Here is a 21,751-nt window from a genome sequence, read left to right as displayed (position 1 = left end):
CAGCCTGTCACGCGTGCCAGTCGAGCGGCACCCGCTTGGCTCGGTCCCACGGCCGCTCCCACCCCGCGTAGTGCACGATCCGGTCGATCACACCCGCCGTGAACCCCCAGACCAGCGCCGATTCGACCAGGAATGCCGGGCCTGCGTGGCCCCGCGGGTGCACGGCGGTCGCACGATTGGCGGGATCCGTGAGATCCGCCACGGGCACGGTGAAGACGCGCGCCGTCTCGCCGCTGTCGACGGCCCGCACCGGTGTCGGCTCGCGCCACCAGCCGAGCACGGGCGTCACGACGAAGCCGCTCACCGGGATGTAGAGCCGGGGCAGCACGCCGAACAGCTGGACCCCGGCCGGGTCGAGCCCGGTCTCCTCCTCGGCCTCGCGCAGCGCGGCCCGCAGCGGCCCCGTGGTGGCCGGATCGCCGTCCTCGGGGTCGAGGGCGCCCCCGGGGAAGGAGGGCTGACCGCCGTGCGAGCGCAGTTGGCTCGCCCGCTCCATGAGGAGCAGCTCGGGGCCGCGCGGGCCCTCACCGAACAGGACGAGCACGGCGGACTGCCGCCCGTCGCCGCTCTCCGGCGGCAGGAACCGGCTCATCTGCTCGGGCGCGACGGTCTCGGCCGCCCGGGCGACCGGAACCAGCCAGTCGGGCAGCCCCTCGCTACTCACGGCGGGCCCGCGCCCGCGCGGCTCGGCGGCGCCCCCGACGGCGGAGGCTCGGCTGTGTTCAGCCTTGCCGGCGGCGGAGGTTCGGCTGTGTTCGGCGTTGCCGGGGGTGGGGGTTTGGCTGTGGTTGGCCTTGCCGGGGGAGGCGGGATCGGTGGCCGGGGGGTGGGTGAGGTGCGGGGTGGGTGCGGGGGCGGGCCGCGCATCGGTTCTGGTCGAGTTTCCGGTCCCATCCGAGGGGAGGGGGTGGCCGGGGGCCGGGGCGGTCCCCTCCAGGGACACGGGGTGGCCGGGGGCCGAAGCGGGGCCGGGACCGCCGGAGCCCAAAGCGGGGCCGGGACCGCTGGAGCCCGGGGCGGGGCCGGGTCCGCCGATACGGTCGCTCAGGCCGCCGGTACGGCCAAGGCCCGCCTCCCCACGCCCGGATCGGCCGGCGCCACCGTGGTCCGCCTCCGCGGGACCGGGGTGGCCGCCCGCGGCGCCGCGATCCGCGCCCCTATGGCCGGAGTGACCGCCCGCGGCGCCACGATCGGCGTCCACACGGCGGGCCTCGCCGCCCGTGGGCCTCCGGCCAGGACCGTCGACACCGCTCAGGTCACCGTCGTACGTCTCGCTCGTGTGCGTCATCTGCACCCCCGTCGTTCATCGTCCACAACGCCTGTGACGGTCGCTTTCGTTCCGGCCGGCGCCGACGTCCGTCTTCCGGGTGACGTCAGCCGGCTCCCAGCGGCGGTGCGGGCAGCCCGGGGTAGTCCGGAGGCGGGCTCAGCCGTTGGCCGGGGAACCCGCCCTTCTCGTACTTGAGGAGCTTGCGCGCCTTCTCGGGGTCGGTCTCGCCCTCGCCGTAGGACGGGCAGAGCGGCGCGATCGAGCAGGCGCCACAGGCGGGCTTGCGGGCGTGGCAGATGCGGCGGCCGTGGAAGACGACTCGGTGCGAGAGCATCGTCCACTCGCTCTTGGGGAAGATCGCGCACACCTCCGCCTCGACCTTCTCCGGGTCTTCCTGCTCGGTCCACTTGAACCGCCGTACGAGCCGCCCGAAGTGGGTGTCGACAGTGATCCCCGGGACTCCAAAAGCATTGCCCAACACGACATTTGCCGTCTTGCGCCCCACGCCCGGCAGCTTGACGAGATCCTCCAGACGACCCGGCACCTCACCCCCGAACTCGTCCCTGAGCGCGGCGGCAAGGCCCATGATCGACTTGGTCTTGGCCCGGAAGAACCCGGTGGGCCGGATGATCTCCTCCACGTCCTCGGGGTTCGCCGCGGCGAGGTCCTCGGGGGTCGGGTACGCGGCGAACAGGCCCGGTGTCGTCTGGTTGACCCGGAGGTCGGTGGTCTGCGCGGAGAGCACCGTCGCGACCAGCAGCTCGAACGGGTTGCGGAAGTCCAGCTCGGGATGGGCGTACGGATAGACATCGGCGAGCTCGCGATTGATCCGGCGGGCCCGGCGGACCATCGCCAGATGCGACTCGGGCTTGCCCCCCACAGGTTGCCCGGCGGGAGCGCCCGGGCTGGCGCCCTTCGTCTCCGCGCCGCCCGCCCCCTTCGCCTTCGCCCCCGCCTTGGTGGCGGCGGACTTCACGGTCACGGCCTTCTTGGCTGCGGGTTTCACTGCAACGGCTTTCTTGGCGGCGGGCTTCACTGAGCCGACTTTCTTCGTGGCGGGCTTCACTGCGGCGGCCTTCCTGGTCGCGGGCTGCACTGCGACAACTTCCTTGTTCGCGGGTTCCACCACGTCAGCCGTCTTAACGCCCGCCCCGGGCTTCTTGCCGGCGACCTGCTTGGCCCTGGCCCTCTTGGCGCCGGCGTTCCTGACGCCGGCCTTCTTGGGGGTGGCCTTCGTGGGGGTGGGCTCAGCGGGGGCGGCCCCCCTGACGCCGGCCTCCGCGGTCCGATCAACCGTCTTGTCGGACCGCGCCGACGACACGGCTCCGCCGCCCCGCGAGGCCCTCTTCGCGGGCTCTTTCGGCTTGGACGCGGGCTGTTCGCCCACAGCGGAATCGTTCTCTGCGGACACTCTCCCAGCCCCCCTGGCCTGCGCTCTCACCGGCGAATTGGACACTCGGCCAGCCTAAAGCCCGGCACCGACATCCGCCCCGGCCACCGCGAATCACGGCCCCAATCGGCCCCCTGACTCACGGTCCGGCACTCCAGTACGTCATCCTGTGATTGATCGCACTGTTTATACCGTCCGGCAAAATGGGGAGCTGGACCCCCTGAAACCGGTCACAAGGAGAGATTCGTGGACGACGTTCTGCGGCGCGCCCCGCTCTTCGCGGCGCTCGATGACGAGCAGGCCGCGGAGCTGCGCGCCTCGATGAGTGAAGTGACGCTCGCCCGTGGCGACGCGCTGTTCCACGAGGGCGACCCGGGTGACCGCCTGTACGTGGTCACCGAGGGCAAGGTGAAGCTGCACCGCACCTCGCCGGACGGCCGCGAGAACATGCTGGCGGTCCTCGGCCCCGGTGAGCTCATCGGCGAGCTTTCCCTCTTCGACCCGGGCCCGCGCACCGCCACCGCGACCGCGCTGACCGAGGTCAAGCTGCTCGGCCTCGGCCACGGCGACCTTCAGCCCTGGCTGAACGCCCGCCCCGAGGTGGCGACCGCCCTGCTGCGCGCCGTCGCGCGCCGCCTGCGCAAGACCAACGACCAGATGTCCGACCTGGTCTTCTCCGACGTGCCGGGCCGTGTCGCCCGCGCGCTCCTCGACCTGTCGCGCCGGTTCGGCGTGCAGTCCGAGGAGGGCATCCACGTCGTGCACGACCTGACGCAGGAAGAGCTGGCCCAGCTGGTCGGCGCTTCCCGCGAGACGGTGAACAAGGCGCTCGCCGATTTCGCCCAGCGCGGCTGGCTGCGCCTGGAGGCCCGCGCGGTCATCCTGCTGGACGTGGAGCGCCTGGCGAAGCGCTCGCGCTGATCCATCACGCGAGGGGCCGGTCTCTTTCGGGACCGGCCCCTTTCGCATGGGCCGGCCACCCCGGCCCCGCCCCCGCACCGGGCCCCACCAGGCAGAACAGTCCGGCGAGTTGAGAAACTGAAATTCTTCGGATTCGCCGGGAACTCGGCCACGGACCGGGACGTTCTCACGATGTACACCAGAGATCCAGGCCACCACAGCCAGATCTCGGACCGTGGAACCGCCGCCGAAATCCTCACGGTCCTTGGCGCCAACGCGCCGCGCCTGTACGAGAGTTGAAAGCCGTCCCGCTCAACTCTCCTCTACAGGGCGCCCTTTCACACCGCGCGAGAGCCTGCCCCGGAACCGGACCGAGGGCAGGCTCGGCCCCAAACTGGCCAGGGCCGGCCCTGCCCCTGGCCGGGCCCGGGCCGGCCCCAGCGGTGTCAGATCAGGCCGTGCTCGCGCAGGTACTCGAGCTGAGCGTGCACGGAAAGTTCCGCAGCCGACCACAGCGACCGGTCGACGTCCCAGTAGACCCGGGCCACCACGTCGGCCGCCGTGCGGTCACCGTTCTCCACCGCCGTCTCCACCTGCGCCAGGCGGTGGGCGCGGTGGGCCAGATAGAACTCGACGGCACCCTGCGCATCGTCGAGGACCGGGCCGTGACCCGGCAGCACCGTGTGCACACCATCGTCAACAGTCAGCGAACGCAGCCTACGAAGGGAGTCGAGATAGTCGCCCAGGCGGCCGTCGGGATGAGCCACGACGGTCGTGCCGCGCCCGAGGACCGTGTCACCTGTCAGGATCGCGCGGTCGGCAGGCAGGTGGAAGCAGAGTGAGTCCGCCGTGTGGCCCGGGGTGGGCACCACCCTCATCTCCAGGCCACCGGTGGTGATGACCTCCCCGGCCGCGAGGCCCTCGTCCCCCAGGCGCAGGGCCGGGTCCAGGGCGCGCACGGGGGTACGGGTCAGCTCGGCGAAGCGGGCCGCGCCTTCGGCGTGGTCGGGGTGCCCATGGGTGAGGAGGGTCAGCGCGACCCGCTTGCCGGCCTTCTCCGCCGTCGCGATGACACGGCTGAGGTGTCCGTCGTCGAGCGGGCCGGGGTCGATGACGACGGCCAGGTCGGAGTCGGGCTCGGAGACGATCCAGGTGTTGGTGCCGTCCAGGGTCATCGCGGAGGGGTTGGGCGCGAGGACGTTGATCGCGCGCTCGGTGGCAGGGCCCGAAAGCACCCCGCCGCGCGGCTGCCCGGGAAGGGCGGCGGCCTCGGTCATACGGCACCTCCAGGAGTGGCCGGGTCGGTCGTGGTCACCGGGGCAAGCCTCGCCAAGGCGACCGGGGCAGCCCCGGTCACCCGGGCAAGCCTCGCCGAAGCGCCCGGGGCGGGGCGACTGTGCCTCGCTCGGGCGGCCACCGCGAGGTTGCCCGCAGCCGGGCCGCGTCGACCGGTGGCCCGGTCAGAGACCCGCCTCATCGGGTTCCGCCGGCCGGGATGTGCTTGGTGAACTCGTCGTGGCCGGGCCAGCTCAGGACGAGTTCGCCGGTGTCGCTCAGGCGGGCTCGCGCGAGGACGGGGGTCAGATCGCGTTCGGCCGCGGCCACGAGGGCCTCGGCGGCGGTGGCGTACGGAAGGAGGTCGCGCAGGGTGGAGATGGTCGGCGGCATCATCAGGAGGTCGCCCTTGTCATAGCCGGCGGCGGCTTCGGCGGGGCGGATCCAGACGGTGCGGTCGGCCTCGGTCGACGCGTTCCGGGTGACCTGTCCTTCGGGGAGCGCGGCGACGAAGAACCAGGTGTCGTACCGCATTGGCTCGAATTCGGGGGTGATCCAGCGGGCCCAGGCGCCGAGCAGATCGGAGCGGAGCACCAGACCACGGCGGTCCAGGAATTCGGCGAAGCTGAGGTCGCGGGTCACCAGGGCCTGGCGGTCGGCCTCCCAGTCGTCGCCGGTGGTGTCGCCGACGACGGTGGTGGCGTCGGGGCCGGCGAGGAGGACGCCTGCCTCCTCGTAGGTCTCGCGGACGGCGGCGCAGACGATGGCCTGGGCGGAGGCCGCGTCCGTGCCGAGGCGCTCGGCCCAGATGTCGCGGGAGGGGCCCGCCCAGCCGAGTCGGGCGTCCTCGGCGTCGCGGGGGTCCACGCCGCCGCCCGGGTACGCGTACGCGCCGCCGGCGAAGGCCATGGAGGTGCGTCTGCGCAGCATGTGCACGGAGGGGCCGGTGTCCGCGCCGGCCGCCCCGTCGCGCAGCAGCATGACGGTCGCGGCCCGCCGCGGCTCGACCGCGATGAGCTCGCCTGCGGCAAGGGCGCGGATGCGGTCCGGCCACTCCAGCGGATACCACTGACCATTGGGCATGGGCGGATGCTACGGGGTGACGTGCGGATGTTCGAGGGGGTGCAGGGGGTCGGCCCTCCCTCGCCACCCCCTCGAAGACCGACGAAGCTTGCGAACGCGCAAAGGGCCGCCCCCTAGGGAACGGCCCTCGACGAAAGGAGTGTGGAACCTAGTCCGCGACGAGTTCTACCTGGATCTCGACCTCGACCGGCGCGTCCAGGGGCAGCACCGCGACGCCGACGGCGCTGCGGGCGTGGACGCCCTTGTCGCCGAGGACGGCGCCGAGGAGTTCGCTGGCGCCGTTGATGACACCGGGCTGGCCGGTGAAGTCGGGGGCGGAGGCCACGAAGCCGACGACCTTAACGACGCGCGCGATGCGGTCCAGGTCGCCCACGACGGACTTGACCGCGGCGAGCGCGTTGAGGGCGCAGGTGGCGGCCAGTTCCTTGGCCTCCTCCGGGGTGACCTCGCCGCCGACCTTGCCGGTGACGGGCAGCTTGCCCTCCACCATGGGGAGCTGGCCGGAGGTGTACACGTACACCCCGGACCGCACGGCGGGCTGGTACGCGGCGAGCGGTGGAACGACCGACGGGAGCGTCAGGCCGAGTTCGGCCAGCTTGGCTTCGACGGCGCTCATGCCTGCTTCTCCCGCTTCAGGTAGGCCACGAGCTGCTCGGGGTTGTTCGGCCCGGGGACGACCTGGACCAGCTCCCAGCCGTCCTCGCCCCAGGTGTCCAGAATCTGCTTGGTCGCGTGCACGAGAAGGGGCACGGTCGCGTATTCCCACTTGGTCATGGGCCCGACTGTAGCCGCTGCCCGCGGCCCCCTCTCGCGAGCGCCTTACGCGGGCCACATGCGTAGGCCGCGGACGGACTGGTTAGGCTCGAAGGTGTGAGCAGGCTCCAGGTCGTCAGTGGCAAGGGCGGTACCGGCAAGACCACGGTCGCCGCAGCACTCGCGCTCGCCCTCGCGACGGAGGGCAGGCGCACGCTCCTCGTCGAGGTCGAGGGCAGACAGGGCATCGCGCAGCTCTTCGAGACGGAGGCCTTTCCGTACGAGGAGCGCAAGATCGCGGTGGCGCCCGGCGGCGGGGAGGTGTACGCGCTGGCCATCGACGCCGAGCGGGCGCTCCTGGACTACCTCCAGATGTTCTACAAGCTGGGCGGTGCGGGCCGGGCCCTGAAGAAGCTCGGGGCGATCGACTTCGCGACCACCATCGCGCCGGGGGTCCGCGACGTCCTGCTGACCGGCAAGGCGTGCGAGGCGGTGCGCCGGAAGACCAAACAGGGTGCGTACGCGTACGACTACGTGGTGATGGACGCGCCGCCGACCGGCCGCATCACCCGCTTCCTCAACGTGAACGACGAGGTGGCGGGTCTCGCGAAGATCGGCCCGATACACAACCAGGCGCAGGCCGTCATGCGGGTCCTCAAGTCACCTGAGACCGCAGTGCACTTGGTGACGCTCCTGGAGGAGATGCCCGTTCAGGAGACCGTCGACGGCATCGCCGAGCTGCGGGGCGCCGAGCTGCCGACGGGCAAGGTCATCGTGAACATGGTCCGGCCGCACGTCCTGGACGGGGCGGCCGTGCGCGGGGTGACCGGCGACCGGCGCAGGGAGGTCGCCAAGGCGCTGACCCGCGCCGGGGTGACCGGTTCGGCGAAGCTGGTGACACCCCTCCTCGAGCAGGCCGCCGAACACGCCGAGCGGGTGGAGCTGGAGCGCGAACAGCGGGCGGTGCTGGGCACGTTGGGGCTTCCGACGTACGAACTGCCTCTGGTCGGTGAGGGGATGGACCTGGCCGGGCTGTACCGCCTGGCCACGGAATTGCGCGAACTCGGGGTGGGTGAGTGACTTTGGACGCGGCCGAGGCGCTGGCGATCGATCCGCTGCTGGACGATCCGGGCACCCGCATCATCGTGTGCTGCGGCTCGGGCGGGGTGGGTAAGACAACTACCGCCGCCGCACTGGGAGTTCGGGCCGCCGAGCGGGGCCGTAAGGTCGTGGTGCTCACCATCGACCCGGCCCGCAGGCTCGCCCAGTCCATGGGCATCGACTCCCTCGACAACACCCCGCGCCGGGTCAAGGACGTCGAGGGCGACGGCGAACTGCACGCCATGATGCTCGACATGAAGCGGACCTTCGACGAGATCGTCGAGGCGCACGCGGACCCGGCCCGGGCGCAGGCGATCCTGACGAACCCGTTCTACCAGTCCCTGTCGGCCGGCTTCGCGGGCACGCAGGAGTACATGGCGATGGAGAAGCTGGGTCAGCTGCGGGCCAGGGACGAGTGGGACCTGATCGTGGTCGACACCCCGCCGTCGCGTTCCGCGCTCGACTTCCTGGACGCGCCCAAGCGGCTCGGGTCGTTCCTCGACGGCAAGTTCATCAAGCTGCTCATGGCGCCCGCGAAAATGGGCGGCCGGGCCGGGATGAAGTTCCTCAACGTCGGCATGTCGATGATGACGGGCACGCTCGGCAAACTGCTGGGCGGGCCTTTCCTGCACGACGTACAGACCTTCGTGGCGGCCATGGACACGATGTTTGGGGGGTTCCGGACCAGGGCCGACGCGACCTACCGGCTGCTCCAGGCGCCGGGCACCGCGTTCCTCGTCGTCGCCTCGCCGGAGCGTGACGCGCTGCGCGAGGCGGCGTACTTCGTGGAGCGCCTCGCCGCCGACGACATGCCGCTGGCCGGGCTCGTACTGAACCGCGTACACGCCAGCGCGGCCTCCCGGCTCTCGGCCGAGCGGGCACTCGCCGCGGCGGAGAACCTCATGGAAAACCTTGCGGAAGGTCCCCTTGAGGTTCTCGCGGCAGAGCCCGGAGAAGAACCCGCGGAAAATCTTGACGACCGGCGCATTGTGGATCAGGAGGCCGGGAAGGCTGGAGGACGTGGCGCCAGCGTTTCCTCTCCCGACGCTGCCCATGGCCATGGCGTCGACCATTCCCTGGACCAGGACGCCCCTTCCCCGGCTCGGGATTCGGCCACACAGGATTCGGCCACCCGAAATGCCACGGACGGGAATGCTACGGCCGGGAATGCGACGGATGGCGATGCCGCGGACGGCAACGCCACGAACGGGAATGCCGTGGGGGTTTCCGGCCAAGCTTCCCGCCAGGATTCCGGCCAAGGCGATCAGGAAGACGACGATCAGGAAGACCACGATTCCGTCGAGCGGCTGACCGCGGGATTGCTGCGGTTGCATGCCGAACGGATGCAGGTGCTCGCGCGTGAACAGCGGACGCGCGACCGTTTCTCCGCGCTCCACCCCGAGGTGAAGGTCGCCGAAGTGGCCGCTCTACCCGGCGATGTGCACGACCTCGCAGGGCTGCGGACCATCGGGGACCGGCTCGCGGCCGGTGGATCCCCGGCCGGAGCTGCCTGACCCTCCGGCTCTGTCAGCCCGCCGCCGCGTACGCCTCGTCTCCGAAGGAATGCCGGTAGTCGTACGCCGCTTCCTCCTCCGCGCACACGGGAAGGATCCCCGTGCTGCGCTCGTACTCGGTGCGCGCGGTCTCCAGAAGGCGGTGCCAGGAGGTGACGGTGGGGCGCCTGCGCAAAAGGGCGCGTCGCTCCCGTTCCGTCATTCCGCCCCACACGCCGAACTCGACGCGATTGTCGAGCGCGTCGGCCAGGCACTCGGTCCGCACCGGACAACCGGTGCACACCGCCTTGGCCCTGTTCTGCGCTGCGCCTTGTACAAACAGTTCGTCCGGATCGGTAGTGCGGCAGGCTGCCTGCGCACTCCAGTCGGTTACCCAGCCCATGCCGGCGCCGTCCTCTCCCGAATCGAGGCTCCCCCACGGCGGCAGCGGCATATTCACCGCTGCCAGTTGAGGACGTTACGGAAGGTGGGCACAGCGCAACACCCCCGTCGGGCCCAATCTTGAATGGCCCGAACGGACTATGCGTACGCGGCAGATCACCCAACGGAGTGAGCCGAGGACATGCGCGACCAATCCGAAATAACAGGACGAATCAGCTGAGTCACAACGGACACCTGATGACGCATGAGGCGCAATCGGACACCAACCGGGTTGATTCTCACCGGATTCGGGGACGGTGGAACCGGATTCGAGGACGGCGGGACACTTCCACGCACGGCCCAGGACTTGATGCGCAACCGCACTGCTGTGACAGTTGAGAGCAGCTTAGGCCAGAGCCTTAAGCCGTGTCCGGCGATTGAGAACGTAGGCTGCCCCCATGGCAAAGAAGCGATCGGGCGGAGGCCTGACCGGGACCCAGCAGGCCGCCAAGTTCCTCGGCGTGAGTGTTTTGGCGGGTGCCGTGCTCGCGGGAATCGCCCTTCCCGCCGCCGGCGCGCTGGGGCTCGCGGCCAAGGGCACGGTCGAGGGGTTCGACGAGATCCCGGCCAATCTGAAGACCCCGCCGCTGAGCCAGCGCACCACGATCCTGGACAACAAGGGCGGCACGATCGCCCAGGTGTACTCGCGCGACCGCACCGTGGTGCCGCTCGCCGACATCTCCCCGTACATGCAGAAGGCGATCGTCGCGATCGAGGACGGGCGTTTCTACGAGCACGGCGCGATCGACCTCAAGGGCGTCCTGCGCGCGATGAACAAGAACGCGACCAGCGGCGGTGTCGCCCAGGGCGCGTCCACGCTCACCCAGCAGTACGTGAAGAACGTCTTCGTCGAGGAGGCCGGTGACGACCCCGACAAGGTCGCCGAGGCCACCCAGCAGACGATCGGCCGCAAGGTCAAGGAGCTGAAGTACGCGATCCAGGTCGAGGAGGAGCTCGGCAAGAAGAAGATCCTGGAGAACTACCTCAACATCACGTTCTTCGGGCAGCAGGCGTACGGCATCGAGGCCGCAGCCAAGCGCTACTTCTCCAAGTCGGCCAAGGACCTCACCCTGGACGAGTCGGCGATGCTCGCCGGCATCGTGCAGTCGCCCAGCCGGTACGACCCCGTCAACGACGCGCAGGAAGCCAAGAAGCGCCGCAACACGGTGCTCCAGCGGATGGCCGACATGAAGGACATCTCGCAGGCGGAGGCCGACAAGGCCAAGGAAGTCCCGATCAAGCTGAGCGTGAGCAAGCCGAAGAACGGCTGCATCACGGCCGTCGACGGCGCGGGCTTCTTCTGCGACTACGTGCGCGAGGTCTTCCTCTCCGACCCGGTCTTCGGCAAGACGAAGGAAGAGCGGGCCAAGCTCTGGAACCAGGGCGGCCTCACCGTCCAGACGACGCTCGACCCGCAGAGCCAGAAGGCCACCCAGGCCTCGATCAAGGAGCACGTCTACCAGAAGGACTCGGTGGCGACGGCGGTCACCCTGGTCCAGCCGGGCAGCGGGAAGATCCTGGCGATGGGTCAGTCCAAGCCGTACGGCTTCGGGGACAACGAGACGCAGATCAACTTCTCGGTCAACCGCCAGATGGGTGGCTCCAACTTCGGCTTCCCGGTGGGTTCGACGTTCAAGCCGTTCCTGGCCGCGGCCGCGATCGAGGGCGGCAAGCCGCCGACCCAGCAGTACCCCTCGCCGTACGAGATGGACTATCCCGCCTCCGTGCAGACGTGCAGCGGCAAGCCGTGGGTGAACGACACGAAGAACCCGGCACACCTGGAGAACGAGAACGAGAACGAGAGCGGGCCGTACGCGCTCAAGGACGCGATGGCCAAGTCCGTCAACACGTACTTCGTGCAGATGCTCGGCGACATCGGGATGTGCCCCGTGTCGCAGATGACGGACAAGCTCAACGTCCGGCAGGGCAACGGCGACAAGCTGCCCATGCTGCCCTCCGCGCTGACCCTCGGCTCCACCGGCATCTCGCCCCTGACGATGGCATCGGCGTACGCGGCCTTCGCCAACCGGGGCACGTATTGCAGCCCGATCGCCATCGAGTCCATCAAGAAGCCGGACGGCTCCGCGGTCCCGGTGCCCAAGTCCTCCTGCTCGCAGGCGATGTCGGGGACCACCGCGGACAGCATCAACACGCTGCTGCGGGGCGTGATCGACTCCGGTACCGGTACGGAGGCCGGGCTCAAGGACCGCGACAACGCGGGCAAGACCGGTACGACCGACGCCCGTAAGAACGCCTGGTTCGTCGGCTACACCTCGAACCTGTCGGCGGCGGTCTGGGTCGGCAGCCCCTCCCAGCGCGTCGAGATGAACAACATCACCATCGGCGGTCAGTTCCAGGAGCAGGTGTACGGCGGTCAGGTCCCGGGTCCCATCTGGCGCGACGCGATGACCGGCGCGCTCCAGGGCCAGGATTCGGCGCCCTTCGTCCGCGTCGACATCGGCGACGGCGGCCAGAAGGCGGCCGACCCGGTGGCCGGCACGGCGGGCACCAACAACGACAAGAGCAAGAACAAGGGCAAGCACAAGCCGAAGCCGGGCGGCGACAACAAGCCCCCGAACCGGGGCGGCCCGTCCGGCGGATCCCCGTTCCCGGGCATCTCCTTCCCGCCGGGCGTCATCGGCGGGGATGGGGGTGGGTGGCCGCAGTAGGGAGCGTGCTGGCGGCTCAGCAGTAGGGGCCGGGCCGTACGGCTTCATGTACGGCTGTCGGGGAGGCTGGTCCTTCCCCACGCAGAGGGCGCCCCGGGATTCACATCCTGGGGCGCCCTCTTCGTACGCGTGCGGCGCGGCGCGGGGGATGCGGGTGGTGCGGCGCGGCGCGGGTGGTGCGGGTGGTGGGGCGCGGTGCCCGGTGGTGCAGCGCGTTGACTGGGTGTTGCCGGGTGCGGGGGGGCTCAGCCCGCCAGCAGCTTCTTCACCGCGGCGGCGACACGCCCGCCGTCGGCGAGACCCGCCACCTTCGGGTTCACGATCTTCATCACGGCGCCCATCGCGCGCGGCCCCTCGGCGCCGGCGGCCCTGGCCTCCTCGACGGCGGAGGCGACGATCGCCGCGAGCTCGTCGTCGGTGAGCTGCTTGGGCAGGTACGCGTCGAGGATCTCGCCCTCGGCCAGCTCGCGCGCGGCGGATTCGGCCCGTCCACCCTTGTCGAAGGCCTCCGCCGCCTCGCGGCGCTTCTTGGCCTCCTTGGCGATCACCTTGAGCACCTCGTCGTCGGAGAGCTCACGCGCGGCCGTACCGGCGACCTCTTCCTTGGCGACGGCGGTGAGGGTCAGCCGGAGCGTGGACGAGCGCAGCTCGTCGCGCGCCTTCATGGCGGTGGTGAGGTCGTCCTTGAGTCGGGCCTTGAGCGTGGTCATGTCCCCAGTGTGTCAGGTGCGGGCGCGTACCCGCCCGCCGATTTCCACCGCCTCCTCCCCTGCCGGACCCCGTCCCACCCCGCCATTCCCCGCCATGCCCGGCCGTGCCCCGTCGTCGCGCCCTGCCAGGCGGGGCGTCAAGCGGAGCCGGGTGTCGTCGGGCGGAGCCGGGTGTCGTCGGGCGGCGGCATCAGGTGTCGTCAGGCGGCATCGGGCGTAGTCAGGTGTCGTCAGGTGTCGCGGCCGGGTCTGCGACCATGGGCGTATGCGCGCGCGATACGGAATTCCCCTGGGCATCACGGCAGTCGGGGCGGCCGGCCTCGCCTATGCGGCCGGGTTCGAGGCCAGATCGTTCCGGCTGCGCCGGGTGACGGTGCCCGTGCTGCCGCCCGGGGTTCGCCCGTTGCGCGTGCTCCAGGTCTCGGACATCCACATGGTGAGCGGCCAGCGCAAGAAGCGTGCGTGGCTGCAATCGCTGGCGGGCCTGCGCCCGGACTTCGTCGTGAACACCGGTGACAACCTGTCCGACCCGGAGGGCGTGCCCGAGACGCTCGACGCGCTGGGCCCCCTGATGGAGTTCCCCGGTGTGTACGTCTTCGGCTCGAACGACTACTACGGCCCGAAGCTCCGCAACCCCGCGCGGTACCTATTCGAGAAGGCGCAGGGCCGGCACGGCCTCAACGGCAACGCGCCGGCCCAGGGCGTCGTCCACAACCCGTGGGAAGACCTGAGGGACGCGTTCGACACGGCGGGATGGGTGAACCTGAGCAACACGCGGGGCCGCCTCAAGCTGGACGGGATGGAGCTGGCCTTCACCGGTCTGGACGACCCGCACATCAAGCGCGACCGGTACGAGCGGGTCGCCGGCGGCCCCGAGAAGGACGCCGACCTGTCGATCGCGGTGGTCCACGCCCCGTACCTGCGCACGCTGGAAGCCTTCACCGCGGACGGCTACCCGCTGATCCTGGCCGGCCACACCCACGGCGGCCAGCTGTGCATCCCCTTCTACGGCGCCCTGGTCACCAACTGCGACCTGGACACCGACCGGGTGAAGGGCCTGTCCACCCACTCCACCGAGGGCAACCGCGCCTACCTGCACGTCTCGGCGGGCTGCGGCACCAACCGCTACACCCCCGTCCGCTTCGCCTGCCCCCCGGAGGCGACGCTCCTGACGCTGGTGGAGCGCCGGCCGTAAGGGGACGGGGTAGCGAGGGGGATAGGTCGTGGAGGTAGGGGGCAAGAGCGTGCGGAGGGAATGAGAGCGGGGTGATTCGTAGCGCCGGCACCCACCCCCTACGGTGAATGTATGCGGTACGACCACATATCCCCCCGAGCGCCCGGCGTGGCCGACATGCCCGACGTGCCCGCCTCCGTAGTCCTACCGACCCCCCGCCGCCCGTACGCGGCCGTCTTCCGCGCGCTGATCTGCCTGGCAGCGGTGACGGGCATCGTGATCGACCTGGTCACGGGCAGCCCCCCGCGCGTCCTGAGCTATTTCACGATCCAGTCCAACGTGCTGGTCGCCGTCGCCTTCGGATGGTCGGCGATACGCGCCTGGAGGGGCGAGCCCCCGCTGCCCGCCCGCGTCACGGGCGGCGTACTCCTCTACATCTCGATCACCGGCCTGGTCTACCACCTGATCCTGGCCAACAGCTCCAGCGGCTTCTCGATGACGGACGACCCGACGGCGGTCATGACGGACTGGCGCTCCGCGTCGAACCAGCTCCTGCACACCGTCACCCCGCTCGGCGCGGTACTGGACTGGCTCCTCCTGACCCGCCCGGGCGGCCTGCGCCCGCGCCACGCCGCCCAGTGGCTGGCGTATCCCCTGGCCTACTTCACGTTCGCCCTGATCCGAGGCGCCCTGCTCGCCCCCGGCACGGTGGGCCGCTACCCCTACCCCTTCCTCGACGTCGACCAGCACGGCTACCCGGGCGTCCTCACCAACGCGCTCGTCCTGGGCCTCGCCTTCTACGCCCTGGCCCTGACGATCACCGGCCTGGACCACATCCGCCCGCACCCGAAGCCCCCGAAAACCGGATTTCGTCTCCGGCCGCCAGTGGGCTAAAGTAAACGACGTCGCCGCGACAAGCGGAGACAATCGGGGTGTAGCGCAGCTTGGCAGCGCGCTTCGTTCGGGACGAAGAGGTCGTGGGTTCAAATCCCGCCACCCCGACAGCTAAGTAGCAGATCAGGGCCACCGACTCACGTGAGTCGGTGGCCCTGATTCGTTGTGCGTGTCTATCTGCGTGACTACCGCTTCGGAGGCGGGGGCGTGCCGAAGATGCTGTCCATCGCAGTGGCCCCGGTCTGGATCACCGGGCGGATCGGCTTCCGGTAGACCTCTTCAGTGACAGCCGTACTGGAGTGACCGACCAGTCGCGAGATCTCTTCGAGCGACGGGTGAATCCTCGGCAGCCACGAGAACCGAGTCGGCCTGCTCGAGTGTGAGGGACTTGGACGGCCGACCAGGGCGCTCGGCAGGGACGGAGTACAGCTCTACGACATTCCGCTTCACCTTGTCCCGCGCCATGGCCTGCTTGATCGCACGGTTCAGACAGGAACGGACAGCTTCCAGCGAGCGGGGGCTGAGCACCTTCCACTTGCCCGCGAGCCACTTGTCCACGTCGTCGACGCTGAGATCCCGGAGCTTACGGGCGCCCAGAGCCGGAATGACATGGGTGTCGCAGAGGATCTTGATCGTCTTCACCGTCGATGGGTCCCTGCCATTGAACCCGTACTCAAGCTCCCGGCTCCGCTCCGCGCGATGCTCCTGCCTCCGGCCTGCTCCGCGCGCGCGTTGCGCCGACGCCCTCCCGCATGCGGAATGGGCCCGGGGCCATGAGGCGACACCGCACGGTGCGCCAGGGCCAAGGGCATGCCTCCGGCGGGGGATCGGCCGACTCCGGGATGGAGGGGGCGCCGGTGCCGAGTGCCGGCCGAACGTAGCGAGCCTGGTGGGCTCCCATCCTGTGGCGGTTGCTCGTTTACTACGAACGACCTGGGCGCAATAGGCCGTGTCTGCTCGGGCTCTGCCTGGATCGATGGCGGACGTTGCAACTCTGCAAGCCGAGGACGCCCAAAGCGTTGTGCCGCAGATCGTCGAGGAGTATGCGTGCCAGATCTCGGAGTCACCGACAGCTCGGTGACGGTCCTGCGGTGAGTGTCTAACTGCGTGACAACGCCGACGAACAACGGCGAACCAACACGAACGTCAGCGCACCATCAGCGCGGGTGATAGATAACGCTGCCCAAGCCACCACCCCCACCCAAGTCACTTCGGGAGCAAGCGGTCTTGCAGCGAAGTCGGACTGTCCCGGGCCTTCTGCGATGAGCCGGAAGCTGGAGTGTGGTTGGACAGGCTACGGCGGAGGCCGGGAGGTCGCTGGAGTCCTGGGAATGTCAACCCTCCCCGTATAAGGGCAAATTCTGCCCTGGTGTCTGGTGGGGTACTGGATCGACTTGACCGAACCAGGTGGTGTCCCACGGGCCGAATGACACAGAATGCGGCAGTGAGCGAGCGGGAAGCAGCCGTTTGGCTTGGCTGCCCGGGCAGTTGGAAGGTGCAGCCTGATGAGCAAGGTCTCCGAGAACGGTGAAGAGAAGGCGCCCGAGCCTTCCAGTTCAGTAGCTTGCGAGGTTACTGAAGCCAAAGCCGGTCCGGTCAGGTCTGGACCCTCCTGGAAGCAGATTGCGGTAGCAGCCGGCGGGTTTGCTGTCACCGTTGTGGGCACAGTCGTCGTCACCCTCGTCGCCACAAACAACTCCGCGCGTATGGCGAACGCGGCGGCTTACGCCCACGGCCTCCTAGACGGAGCCAAGGCCGCGAGGAACGGTTGCGACTTCGACGAGGAAGACGACTACTACGACGGGTACGACGGGTACGACGATTGAGGCAAGCTGACGGACGGCGTGAGGCCCGCCCCTCGGGCAGTACCAGGGCCGGGGGGCCAGACAGGTAGGCGGGCGGGGTTTACTACGATCCGCGGCATGGACTGGCTCGGGCGGGTTGCGACGTTGAGGCAGTGGAGTCGGGGTGGGGCGCGGGCGCCGCACAAGCCGTTGTTGATGTTGTACGCGCTGGGGCGGTATCAGGCCGATGCCGGGGCCGAGTTGGTGTACAGCGTGGTGGAGGGGGATCTGCGGCGGCTGCTCGTGGAGTACGGGCCGCCTCGGGCGACCACGCCCGCCTATCCCTTCCATCATCTGGTCAGCGACGGGGTGTGGGAAGTGCGGACCGAGCGCGGGGTCGGCAGCCCCGGCACCGGGGTGCGGGAGCTGCGGGCCGGGCGGGCCGCCGGGCGGCTGGCGCCGGAACTCCGGGCCGCGCTCCGGCGGGAGCCTTCGCTGTTGGGCCGCATGGCGCGGGTGCTGCTCGATCTGAACTTTCCCTCCTCACTGCACCAGGACCTGTGCGACGCCGTCGGTCTGGAGTTGGAAGCCGTGGAGGCCGGAGGGCCGGCCGTGTCCGGGCGGCGCCAACGGGACCGGCGCATGCGGGAGTTGGTGCTGGTCGCCTATGAGTACCGGTGTGCCTTCTGCGGTTACGACGGCATGATCGACACCTCGTCCGTCGGGCTGGAGGCCGCGCACGTGCGCTGGTGGGCCTTCGACGGGCCCGACGACGTCGACAACGGCCTGTGCCTGTGTTCGCTGCACCACAAGCTCTTCGACAAGGGCGTACTGGGTGTAGGGGACGGCCACCGCATCCTGGTCTCCCAGCGCTTCGTCGGCCGCAGTCAGGCCGCTCGCGCGCAGGTAACCGCGCTCGCGGGGCGTCCGCTCCTCGGGCCTCAGCCCGGTATCCACCCCATCGCGGCGGCCCACCGTTCCTGGCACACCTGCCAGGTTTTTCGCGGTAGTTCACGGGCTGCCGACGCCGGGTGACTCGCCTGTCACGGGGGTGACTCGGGCTGCTCCCGGATGCGTCCGGCTGTGGGCGGTACGGTCGCCGGCCTCGCGCCCGGCCCGTCCCCGGCCCGCCCCGCGAGCCGGCAGGCGGGGGCGGTCTGTTCGGGCCCTGGGGTGGGTGAGGGGCGTGCCAGAATGCGGGACGGGGTAACCAAGGTGTACCGGGGGGCAGTTGATGGAAGCGCTGGACGAGCGGGATCCGCGTACCGTCGGTGGGTACCGGGTTCTGGGGCGGCTCGGCGAAGGGGGCATGGGGCGGGTCTATCTGGCGCGCACCCCCGGCGGCAGGGCGGTGGCGCTCAAGCTCATCCACTCCGACATGGCGGCCCTGCCGGGTTTCCGGGACCGGTTCCGGCGCGAGGTGGACGTGGTACGGCGGGTCTCCGGCGCCGGCACCGTGCCGGTCGTGGACGCCGGGGTCGACGAGCGGCAGCCCTGGTACGCCTCGGACTACCTGCCGGGGCCCTCCTTGCAGGACGCGGTGGACGAGTTCGGGCCGCTGCCCGAACAGGCGCTGTGGCGGTTCGCGGCCGACCTGGCTCAGACCCTGGAACACGTCCACGGCAAGAGCCTCGTCCACCGGGACCTCAAGCCCTCCAACGTGCTGCTCTCCACTTCGGGCCCTCGGCTCATCGACTTCGGCATCGTGCACGCGGCTCTGGACACCGGTCTGACCATGTCGGGCGCGCGCATCGGTACGCCCGCCTACATGTCACCGGAGCAGGCGTACGGGGAGCGCGTCACGGCTGCGAGTGACATCTACAGCTACGGCCTGACGCTGGTCTTCGCCGCGACCGGCATCACTCCGCGGCGCGGCACGCGTCCCGCCGAACTCCCGGGCGTGTCCGAGCAGTTGGCTCTCCTTATCTCCCACTGCCTTGACCAGGATCCTGAGCGGCGTCCTTCTGCCGCTCAACTACACGTCCAGGCGCGGGCGTTGGACACCACCTCCGACACGTGGCTGCCCGCGGCGGTGGCGTCCGCGATCGCCCGTACGTCGGAGCAGTTGCTGAATCTGGAGGCGCGGGACGACCTGGAGGCGGGGGGCGGCCGCGGGCGGGCGGGGGTGGAGACCGAGCCTGATCCTGGGGCGGAGTCGCCCCGCGGTGGGTCCGGGGCGCCGTTCGGTCGGCCCGGGGCACCGTTCGGGGCCACGGACGGGTTCTTCGGTGCCGCGACGCAGGGGCCCGGGACGGGACGGCCCTCCGCTCCCCCGCCTCCGCCCCGCACCCCGCCGCCCTACTCGTCCGGGGCCGGGGCCGGGTCGGAGTCCAGGTCCGGGCCGGGGCCCACGCCCTCGTCCCCGTACTCACACCCGTACTCGTACTCCTCCTCCCCCGCCTCCGGCTCCCCCATGGCCGACGCCCGTGACCATTCCTGGGTGTACGGCGGGCTCATCGGGCAGCCGTTGTTCGGGTTGCTCTGGCTGCTTCCGCTGGGGATCGGTTCGTATCTGGTGGTGTTCGCGGAGCCCAGCTTCATGGGCTGGCTGCGGGTCGTCGTCGTACCGGGGCTGCTCGCGCTGTGCGGTTGGCTCACGGCGGTTCGGGGGCGGATGCCGGTCGGGCAGTGGTGTCGGCTGAACCAGGTGTTCTGGCTGGTCCTCGCCTTCTTCGAGGTGCAGGGCTGGTGGGGGATCAGCACGTACGACGCGATGGGTGTGGCCGCGCGTCACCACGGCGTGGTGACCGGTTACCAGAACCTGGTGGACTCCCTGAACGGCGTGTTCTCCTTCTTCCTCGCCCTGGGCTCGCTCGCGATGATCTACGTCGTCCCGGCGGTTTTCGCCCGGCGTGCGCGGGGGGTGAGGGAGGGAGTCCGGTGAGGAGGGACTCCCGGGGCGGCCTCGCGCGGGAGGGCTCTGGCGCGGGGGACGCCCTCCCGCCGGCTCCCTTCTCAACCCGCCGGGCGTCGGGTCCAGGCCTCCATGCGCTCGCCCTCTACGGGGGCCGGGGCGGTCGGGGGGCGGTGCGATCTGGTCCAGCCCCAGGAGGTGTACGCCGCCGCCGCGGGGGTGTTGGTGGCGGCGATCAGGGTGGTGAGGAGGTCGGCTTCCTGGCGTTCCAGGAGTCGCTCCTGAAGGCGGGTCGCGATGCCCATGCGACGACGATCGGGAAGCACCATGAGCTCGGCCAGCGCGAACACCCGGTCGGAGGCGGCCAGTTCCTCGGTCCCGTCGGTCTCGGCGCCGCGGAAGCCGTGCCACCACTCGCCCTCGCGTCCGGGCGGATATCCGTAGGCGCAGCCCACCAGGAACGGGTCGCCCGCGATGATCATGTCGAAGCCGGGGCGTTGCACATCCTCCTCGAAGCGGCGCAGGAAGCCGCTCCGGCCCGGCGACTGCGCGCCCGGCACCTCTTCGTACGCCGCTACGTACAGGTCCGCGACGGATTCCCGTTGCTGCTCGGCCTGCCATCGGGACAGCCGCCGCAAGAACACCTCTGTCATCGCAACAGCGTGGCAGGTCACGGCGGTTCTCGGAACAGGGGAGAGGAGGAGAGGGGAAGAGGGGGGAGGAAATGCGGGAGGGGAGAGGGTATGCGGGGGTGGGCGCGACGCCTTTGCGGACGTGCCGGAGGCTTTCGCCGGGCGCGCCCGAGGCTTTCGTCGGGCGGTGTCGCAGTGGCGGATGGCGGCGAGCGCGTCGATCACCGCCGCGTCCCGGCTTCCCCGGTCGGCTCGATCCGGGGCACGTTGACCGGGGCGGACGGGCCGCTCACACTGGCCGGATCATGAATGACGAACCGATGGTGACCCTGCACGGGGAACGCGCCCTCATCGACCGGGCGGGGCATCTGTTCGCGGGGGTGCGGCACGAGTTCCTGGTCGCTGCGGCCGACCCGCTGACCTGGTCGGCGGGGGTCCGCACCGCCTTCGCCGCCGGGCTGCGCCCCGCCACGGAACCCGGCGGACTCGCCCTGCGCAAGCTCTACACCCCCGAGGCGCTCCCCGACGCCCGGGCCGAGCGGCGACTCACCAGGATGGCCGCCGGTGGGGCCCACATCCGCATCTGCTCGGCTCCGCTCGGCCAGGAGACGATCGTCCTGGACCGCCGGGTCGCGATCCTCGCGGGGGCGCCGGGCGCCGGGCCGCGCACCTACACGGTGATCCGTACGCCGGACGTCGTCGCGGGGCTCAGGTCCCTGGTCCAGGCCGCGTGGGAGGCCTCGCCTGACCTCGACGCCCATCTGCTGCGGCGGGCTCCCGTGCTGGGGGCGGACGCGCGTCGCATCCTGCGCACGCTTGGTGCCGGGCACACCGACGAGGCGGCCTCGCGACACCTCGGCATGTCCTTGCGGACGTACCGCAGACGGGTTGCCGAGCTGATGGAGATGCTGGGGGCCACCTCGCGCTTCCAGGCGGGGTTGCGGGCTCGTGAGCTGGAGGGCGGGCACGTTGGGTGATCGCGGTCGCCGTCGCCGACGTGGTCGCGGTGGCGGTGCGGTGTTTGGGTGTTGGGTGGTTCGGGCTCGCCAACTTGCCCAAGGGGACGTCCAGTTGATGAGCCGGTCCGTGTAGTTCTCGGGGGTTGGCCCACCCGCCCGCCCGTAGGCGCAGGGTTGGATGGTTCCGGGCCTTCCTGGGGCTCCGCCCCAGACCCCGTATCGCGCCTGAACGGCGCTCGTCCTCAATCTCCCCCAAGGCCTTAAGGGCCAGGGGGGACCCCCATGACAGGCTGAGGTGGCCGACGCGGCCCAGCACCGAGTAGCTCGGGGCGCGGGGAACTGCGCGACCAGCCACCCGCGACTCGCAGA

19 protein-coding genes, 1 tRNA gene and 1 pseudogene are annotated in these 21,751 nt (G+C 70.4%); 11 read left to right on the top strand and 10 right to left on the bottom strand.

Features of this window, described 5'->3' with window-relative positions; genetic code table 11:
• Nucleotides 1–7: 7 nt before the first annotated feature.
• A complete protein-coding gene (locus DWB77_RS20840) occupies nucleotides 8–664 on the bottom strand; it encodes an NUDIX hydrolase (protein ID WP_120728046.1) in 657 nt (218 codons plus the stop codon).
• A 709-nt stretch (nucleotides 665–1,373) separates the two neighbouring features.
• The gene (nth, locus tag DWB77_RS20835; protein WP_120728044.1) at nucleotides 1,374–2,276 is read right to left on the bottom strand and encodes an endonuclease III; all 903 of its coding nucleotides are present in this window, start codon (nucleotides 2,274–2,276) and stop codon (nucleotides 1,374–1,376) included.
• A gap of 630 nt (nucleotides 2,277–2,906) precedes the next feature.
• On the opposite strand from nth, the gene DWB77_RS20830 reads away from it, so the two are divergent.
• Entirely contained in the window at nucleotides 2,907–3,581 is a 675-nt protein-coding gene (locus tag DWB77_RS20830; RefSeq protein WP_017947815.1) for a Crp/Fnr family transcriptional regulator, read from the top strand.
• A gap of 425 nt (nucleotides 3,582–4,006) precedes the next feature.
• Here DWB77_RS20830 and DWB77_RS20825 read toward each other — a convergent pair whose 3' ends face one another.
• From DWB77_RS20825 to DWB77_RS20810, 4 genes are all read right to left on the bottom strand, one after another.
• On the bottom strand, nucleotides 4,007–4,837 hold the full coding sequence (locus tag DWB77_RS20825; RefSeq protein WP_120722684.1) for an MBL fold metallo-hydrolase: 831 nt from the start codon (nucleotides 4,835–4,837) through the stop codon (nucleotides 4,007–4,009).
• A gap of 196 nt (nucleotides 4,838–5,033) precedes the next feature.
• Nucleotides 5,034–5,918 (bottom strand): NUDIX hydrolase, encoded by an 885-nt coding sequence (locus DWB77_RS20820; protein WP_120722683.1) that lies wholly within the window; start codon nucleotides 5,916–5,918, stop codon nucleotides 5,034–5,036.
• Nucleotides 5,919–6,066: 148 nt separating this feature from the next.
• Nucleotides 6,067–6,534, bottom strand: coding sequence for a RidA family protein (locus DWB77_RS20815; RefSeq protein WP_120722682.1), 468 nt, complete (start codon nucleotides 6,532–6,534; stop codon nucleotides 6,067–6,069).
• Nucleotides 6,531–6,692, bottom strand: coding sequence for a DUF4177 domain-containing protein (locus DWB77_RS20810; RefSeq protein ID WP_003975360.1), 162 nt, complete (start codon nucleotides 6,690–6,692; stop codon nucleotides 6,531–6,533). The genes DWB77_RS20815 and DWB77_RS20810 overlap by 4 nt, the downstream gene beginning before the upstream one ends.
• Before the next feature lie 96 nt (nucleotides 6,693–6,788).
• Here DWB77_RS20810 and DWB77_RS20805 point away from each other — a divergent pair, with 96 nt between their 5' ends.
• Entirely contained in the window at nucleotides 6,789–7,751 is a 963-nt protein-coding gene (locus DWB77_RS20805) for an ArsA-related P-loop ATPase (RefSeq protein WP_120722681.1), read from the top strand.
• Nucleotides 7,748–9,286: an ArsA family ATPase gene (locus tag DWB77_RS20800; RefSeq protein WP_120722680.1), complete on the top strand. Its 1,539-nt coding sequence runs from the start codon at nucleotides 7,748–7,750 to the stop codon at nucleotides 9,284–9,286. Before DWB77_RS20805 ends, DWB77_RS20800 begins: the two co-directional genes overlap by 4 nt.
• Before the next feature lie 13 nt (nucleotides 9,287–9,299).
• Here the strand turns inward: DWB77_RS20800 and DWB77_RS20795 are convergent, their stop codons facing one another.
• A complete protein-coding gene (locus tag DWB77_RS20795; protein WP_174248591.1) occupies nucleotides 9,300–9,668 on the bottom strand; it encodes a WhiB family transcriptional regulator in 369 nt (122 codons plus the stop codon).
• 436 nt (nucleotides 9,669–10,104) lie between these two features.
• Between DWB77_RS20795 and DWB77_RS20785 the strand changes: the two genes are divergently transcribed.
• Nucleotides 10,105–12,375 carry a transglycosylase domain-containing protein gene (locus tag DWB77_RS20785; protein WP_120722678.1) on the top strand — a complete coding sequence of 757 codons (2,271 nt, stop codon included), beginning with the start codon at nucleotides 10,105–10,107 and terminating at the stop codon, nucleotides 12,373–12,375.
• A gap of 245 nt (nucleotides 12,376–12,620) precedes the next feature.
• On the opposite strand, the gene DWB77_RS20780 is transcribed toward DWB77_RS20785, so the two are convergent.
• Nucleotides 12,621–13,085, bottom strand: coding sequence for a GatB/YqeY domain-containing protein (locus DWB77_RS20780; RefSeq protein WP_120722677.1), 465 nt, complete (start codon nucleotides 13,083–13,085; stop codon nucleotides 12,621–12,623).
• A 265-nt stretch (nucleotides 13,086–13,350) separates the two neighbouring features.
• Between DWB77_RS20780 and DWB77_RS20775 the strand changes: the two genes are divergently transcribed.
• The 3 genes from DWB77_RS20775 to DWB77_RS20765 all read left to right on the top strand — a co-directional run bounded on the left by DWB77_RS20775 (nucleotide 13,351) and on the right by DWB77_RS20765 (nucleotide 15,261).
• Complete coding sequence (locus DWB77_RS20775; RefSeq protein WP_120722676.1) at nucleotides 13,351–14,280, top strand: metallophosphoesterase; 930 nt, start codon at nucleotides 13,351–13,353, stop codon at nucleotides 14,278–14,280.
• Nucleotides 14,281–14,391: 111 nt separating this feature from the next.
• Nucleotides 14,392–15,153, top strand: coding sequence for a Pr6Pr family membrane protein (locus DWB77_RS20770; RefSeq protein ID WP_120722675.1), 762 nt, complete (start codon nucleotides 14,392–14,394; stop codon nucleotides 15,151–15,153).
• Nucleotides 15,154–15,187: 34 nt separating this feature from the next.
• Nucleotides 15,188–15,261: transfer RNA gene (locus DWB77_RS20765), tRNA-Pro, on the top strand.
• A gap of 77 nt (nucleotides 15,262–15,338) precedes the next feature.
• On the opposite strand, the pseudogene DWB77_RS20760 reads toward DWB77_RS20765, so the two are convergent.
• Nucleotides 15,339–15,831, bottom strand: a pseudogene (locus tag DWB77_RS20760) (site-specific integrase); the annotation flags it as partial.
• An 827-nt stretch (nucleotides 15,832–16,658) separates the two neighbouring features.
• On the opposite strand from DWB77_RS20760, the gene DWB77_RS37915 reads away from it, so the two are divergent.
• The 3 genes from DWB77_RS37915 to DWB77_RS20750 all read left to right on the top strand — a co-directional run bounded on the left by DWB77_RS37915 (nucleotide 16,659) and on the right by DWB77_RS20750 (nucleotide 19,821).
• Nucleotides 16,659–16,979 (top strand): hypothetical protein, encoded by a 321-nt coding sequence (locus tag DWB77_RS37915; protein ID WP_162952580.1) that lies wholly within the window; start codon nucleotides 16,659–16,661, stop codon nucleotides 16,977–16,979.
• 96 nt (nucleotides 16,980–17,075) lie between these two features.
• Entirely contained in the window at nucleotides 17,076–17,972 is an 897-nt protein-coding gene (locus tag DWB77_RS20755) for a phosphorothioated DNA-binding restriction endonuclease (RefSeq protein ID WP_120722674.1), read from the top strand.
• 199 nt (nucleotides 17,973–18,171) lie between these two features.
• The gene (locus DWB77_RS20750; RefSeq protein WP_120722673.1) at nucleotides 18,172–19,821 is read left to right on the top strand and encodes a serine/threonine-protein kinase; all 1,650 of its coding nucleotides are present in this window, start codon (nucleotides 18,172–18,174) and stop codon (nucleotides 19,819–19,821) included.
• 71 nt (nucleotides 19,822–19,892) lie between these two features.
• On the opposite strand, the gene DWB77_RS20745 is transcribed toward DWB77_RS20750, so the two are convergent.
• Complete coding sequence (locus DWB77_RS20745) at nucleotides 19,893–20,444, bottom strand: GNAT family N-acetyltransferase (protein WP_120722672.1); 552 nt, start codon at nucleotides 20,442–20,444, stop codon at nucleotides 19,893–19,895.
• 284 nt (nucleotides 20,445–20,728) lie between these two features.
• Between DWB77_RS20745 and DWB77_RS20740 the strand changes: the two genes are divergently transcribed.
• A complete protein-coding gene (locus DWB77_RS20740) occupies nucleotides 20,729–21,400 on the top strand; it encodes a response regulator transcription factor (RefSeq protein WP_120722671.1) in 672 nt (223 codons plus the stop codon).
• Nucleotides 21,401–21,751: the final 351 nt, after the last annotated feature.

It is taken from the genome of Streptomyces hundungensis (assembly GCF_003627815.1).
GTDB classification, from domain to species: domain Bacteria; phylum Actinomycetota; class Actinomycetes; order Streptomycetales; family Streptomycetaceae; genus Streptomyces; species Streptomyces hundungensis_A.
Note: the sequence above shows the minus strand (reverse complement) of the source record. Positions and strands in the feature narration are given on the sequence as shown.

Excerpts from the sequence above, each read along its gene's own strand:
- DWB77_RS20750 (WP_120722673.1), top strand. The coding sequence starts at position 18,172 with ATGGAAGCGCTGGACGAGCGGGATCCGCGTACCGTCGGTGGGTACCGG.
- DWB77_RS20740 (WP_120722671.1), top strand. The coding sequence starts at position 20,729 with ATGAATGACGAACCGATGGTGACCCTGCACGGGGAACGCGCCCTCATC.
- DWB77_RS20795 (WP_174248591.1), bottom strand. The coding sequence starts at position 9,668 with ATGGGCTGGGTAACCGACTGGAGTGCGCAGGCAGCCTGCCGCACTACC.
- DWB77_RS20815 (WP_120722682.1), bottom strand. The coding sequence starts at position 6,534 with ATGAGCGCCGTCGAAGCCAAGCTGGCCGAACTCGGCCTGACGCTCCCG.
- DWB77_RS20825 (WP_120722684.1), bottom strand. The coding sequence starts at position 4,837 with ATGACCGAGGCCGCCGCCCTTCCCGGGCAGCCGCGCGGCGGGGTGCTT.
- DWB77_RS20775 (WP_120722676.1), top strand. The coding sequence starts at position 13,351 with ATGCGCGCGCGATACGGAATTCCCCTGGGCATCACGGCAGTCGGGGCG.
- DWB77_RS20770 (WP_120722675.1), top strand. The coding sequence starts at position 14,392 with ATGCGGTACGACCACATATCCCCCCGAGCGCCCGGCGTGGCCGACATG.
- DWB77_RS20810 (WP_003975360.1), bottom strand. The coding sequence starts at position 6,692 with ATGACCAAGTGGGAATACGCGACCGTGCCCCTTCTCGTGCACGCGACC.
- DWB77_RS20780 (WP_120722677.1), bottom strand. The coding sequence starts at position 13,085 with ATGACCACGCTCAAGGCCCGACTCAAGGACGACCTCACCACCGCCATG.
- DWB77_RS20755 (WP_120722674.1), top strand. The coding sequence starts at position 17,076 with ATGGACTGGCTCGGGCGGGTTGCGACGTTGAGGCAGTGGAGTCGGGGT.
- DWB77_RS20745 (WP_120722672.1), bottom strand. The coding sequence starts at position 20,444 with ATGACAGAGGTGTTCTTGCGGCGGCTGTCCCGATGGCAGGCCGAGCAG.
- DWB77_RS20785 (WP_120722678.1), top strand. The coding sequence starts at position 10,105 with ATGGCAAAGAAGCGATCGGGCGGAGGCCTGACCGGGACCCAGCAGGCC.
- DWB77_RS20820 (WP_120722683.1), bottom strand. The coding sequence starts at position 5,918 with ATGCCCAATGGTCAGTGGTATCCGCTGGAGTGGCCGGACCGCATCCGC.
- DWB77_RS37915 (WP_162952580.1), top strand. The coding sequence starts at position 16,659 with ATGAGCAAGGTCTCCGAGAACGGTGAAGAGAAGGCGCCCGAGCCTTCC.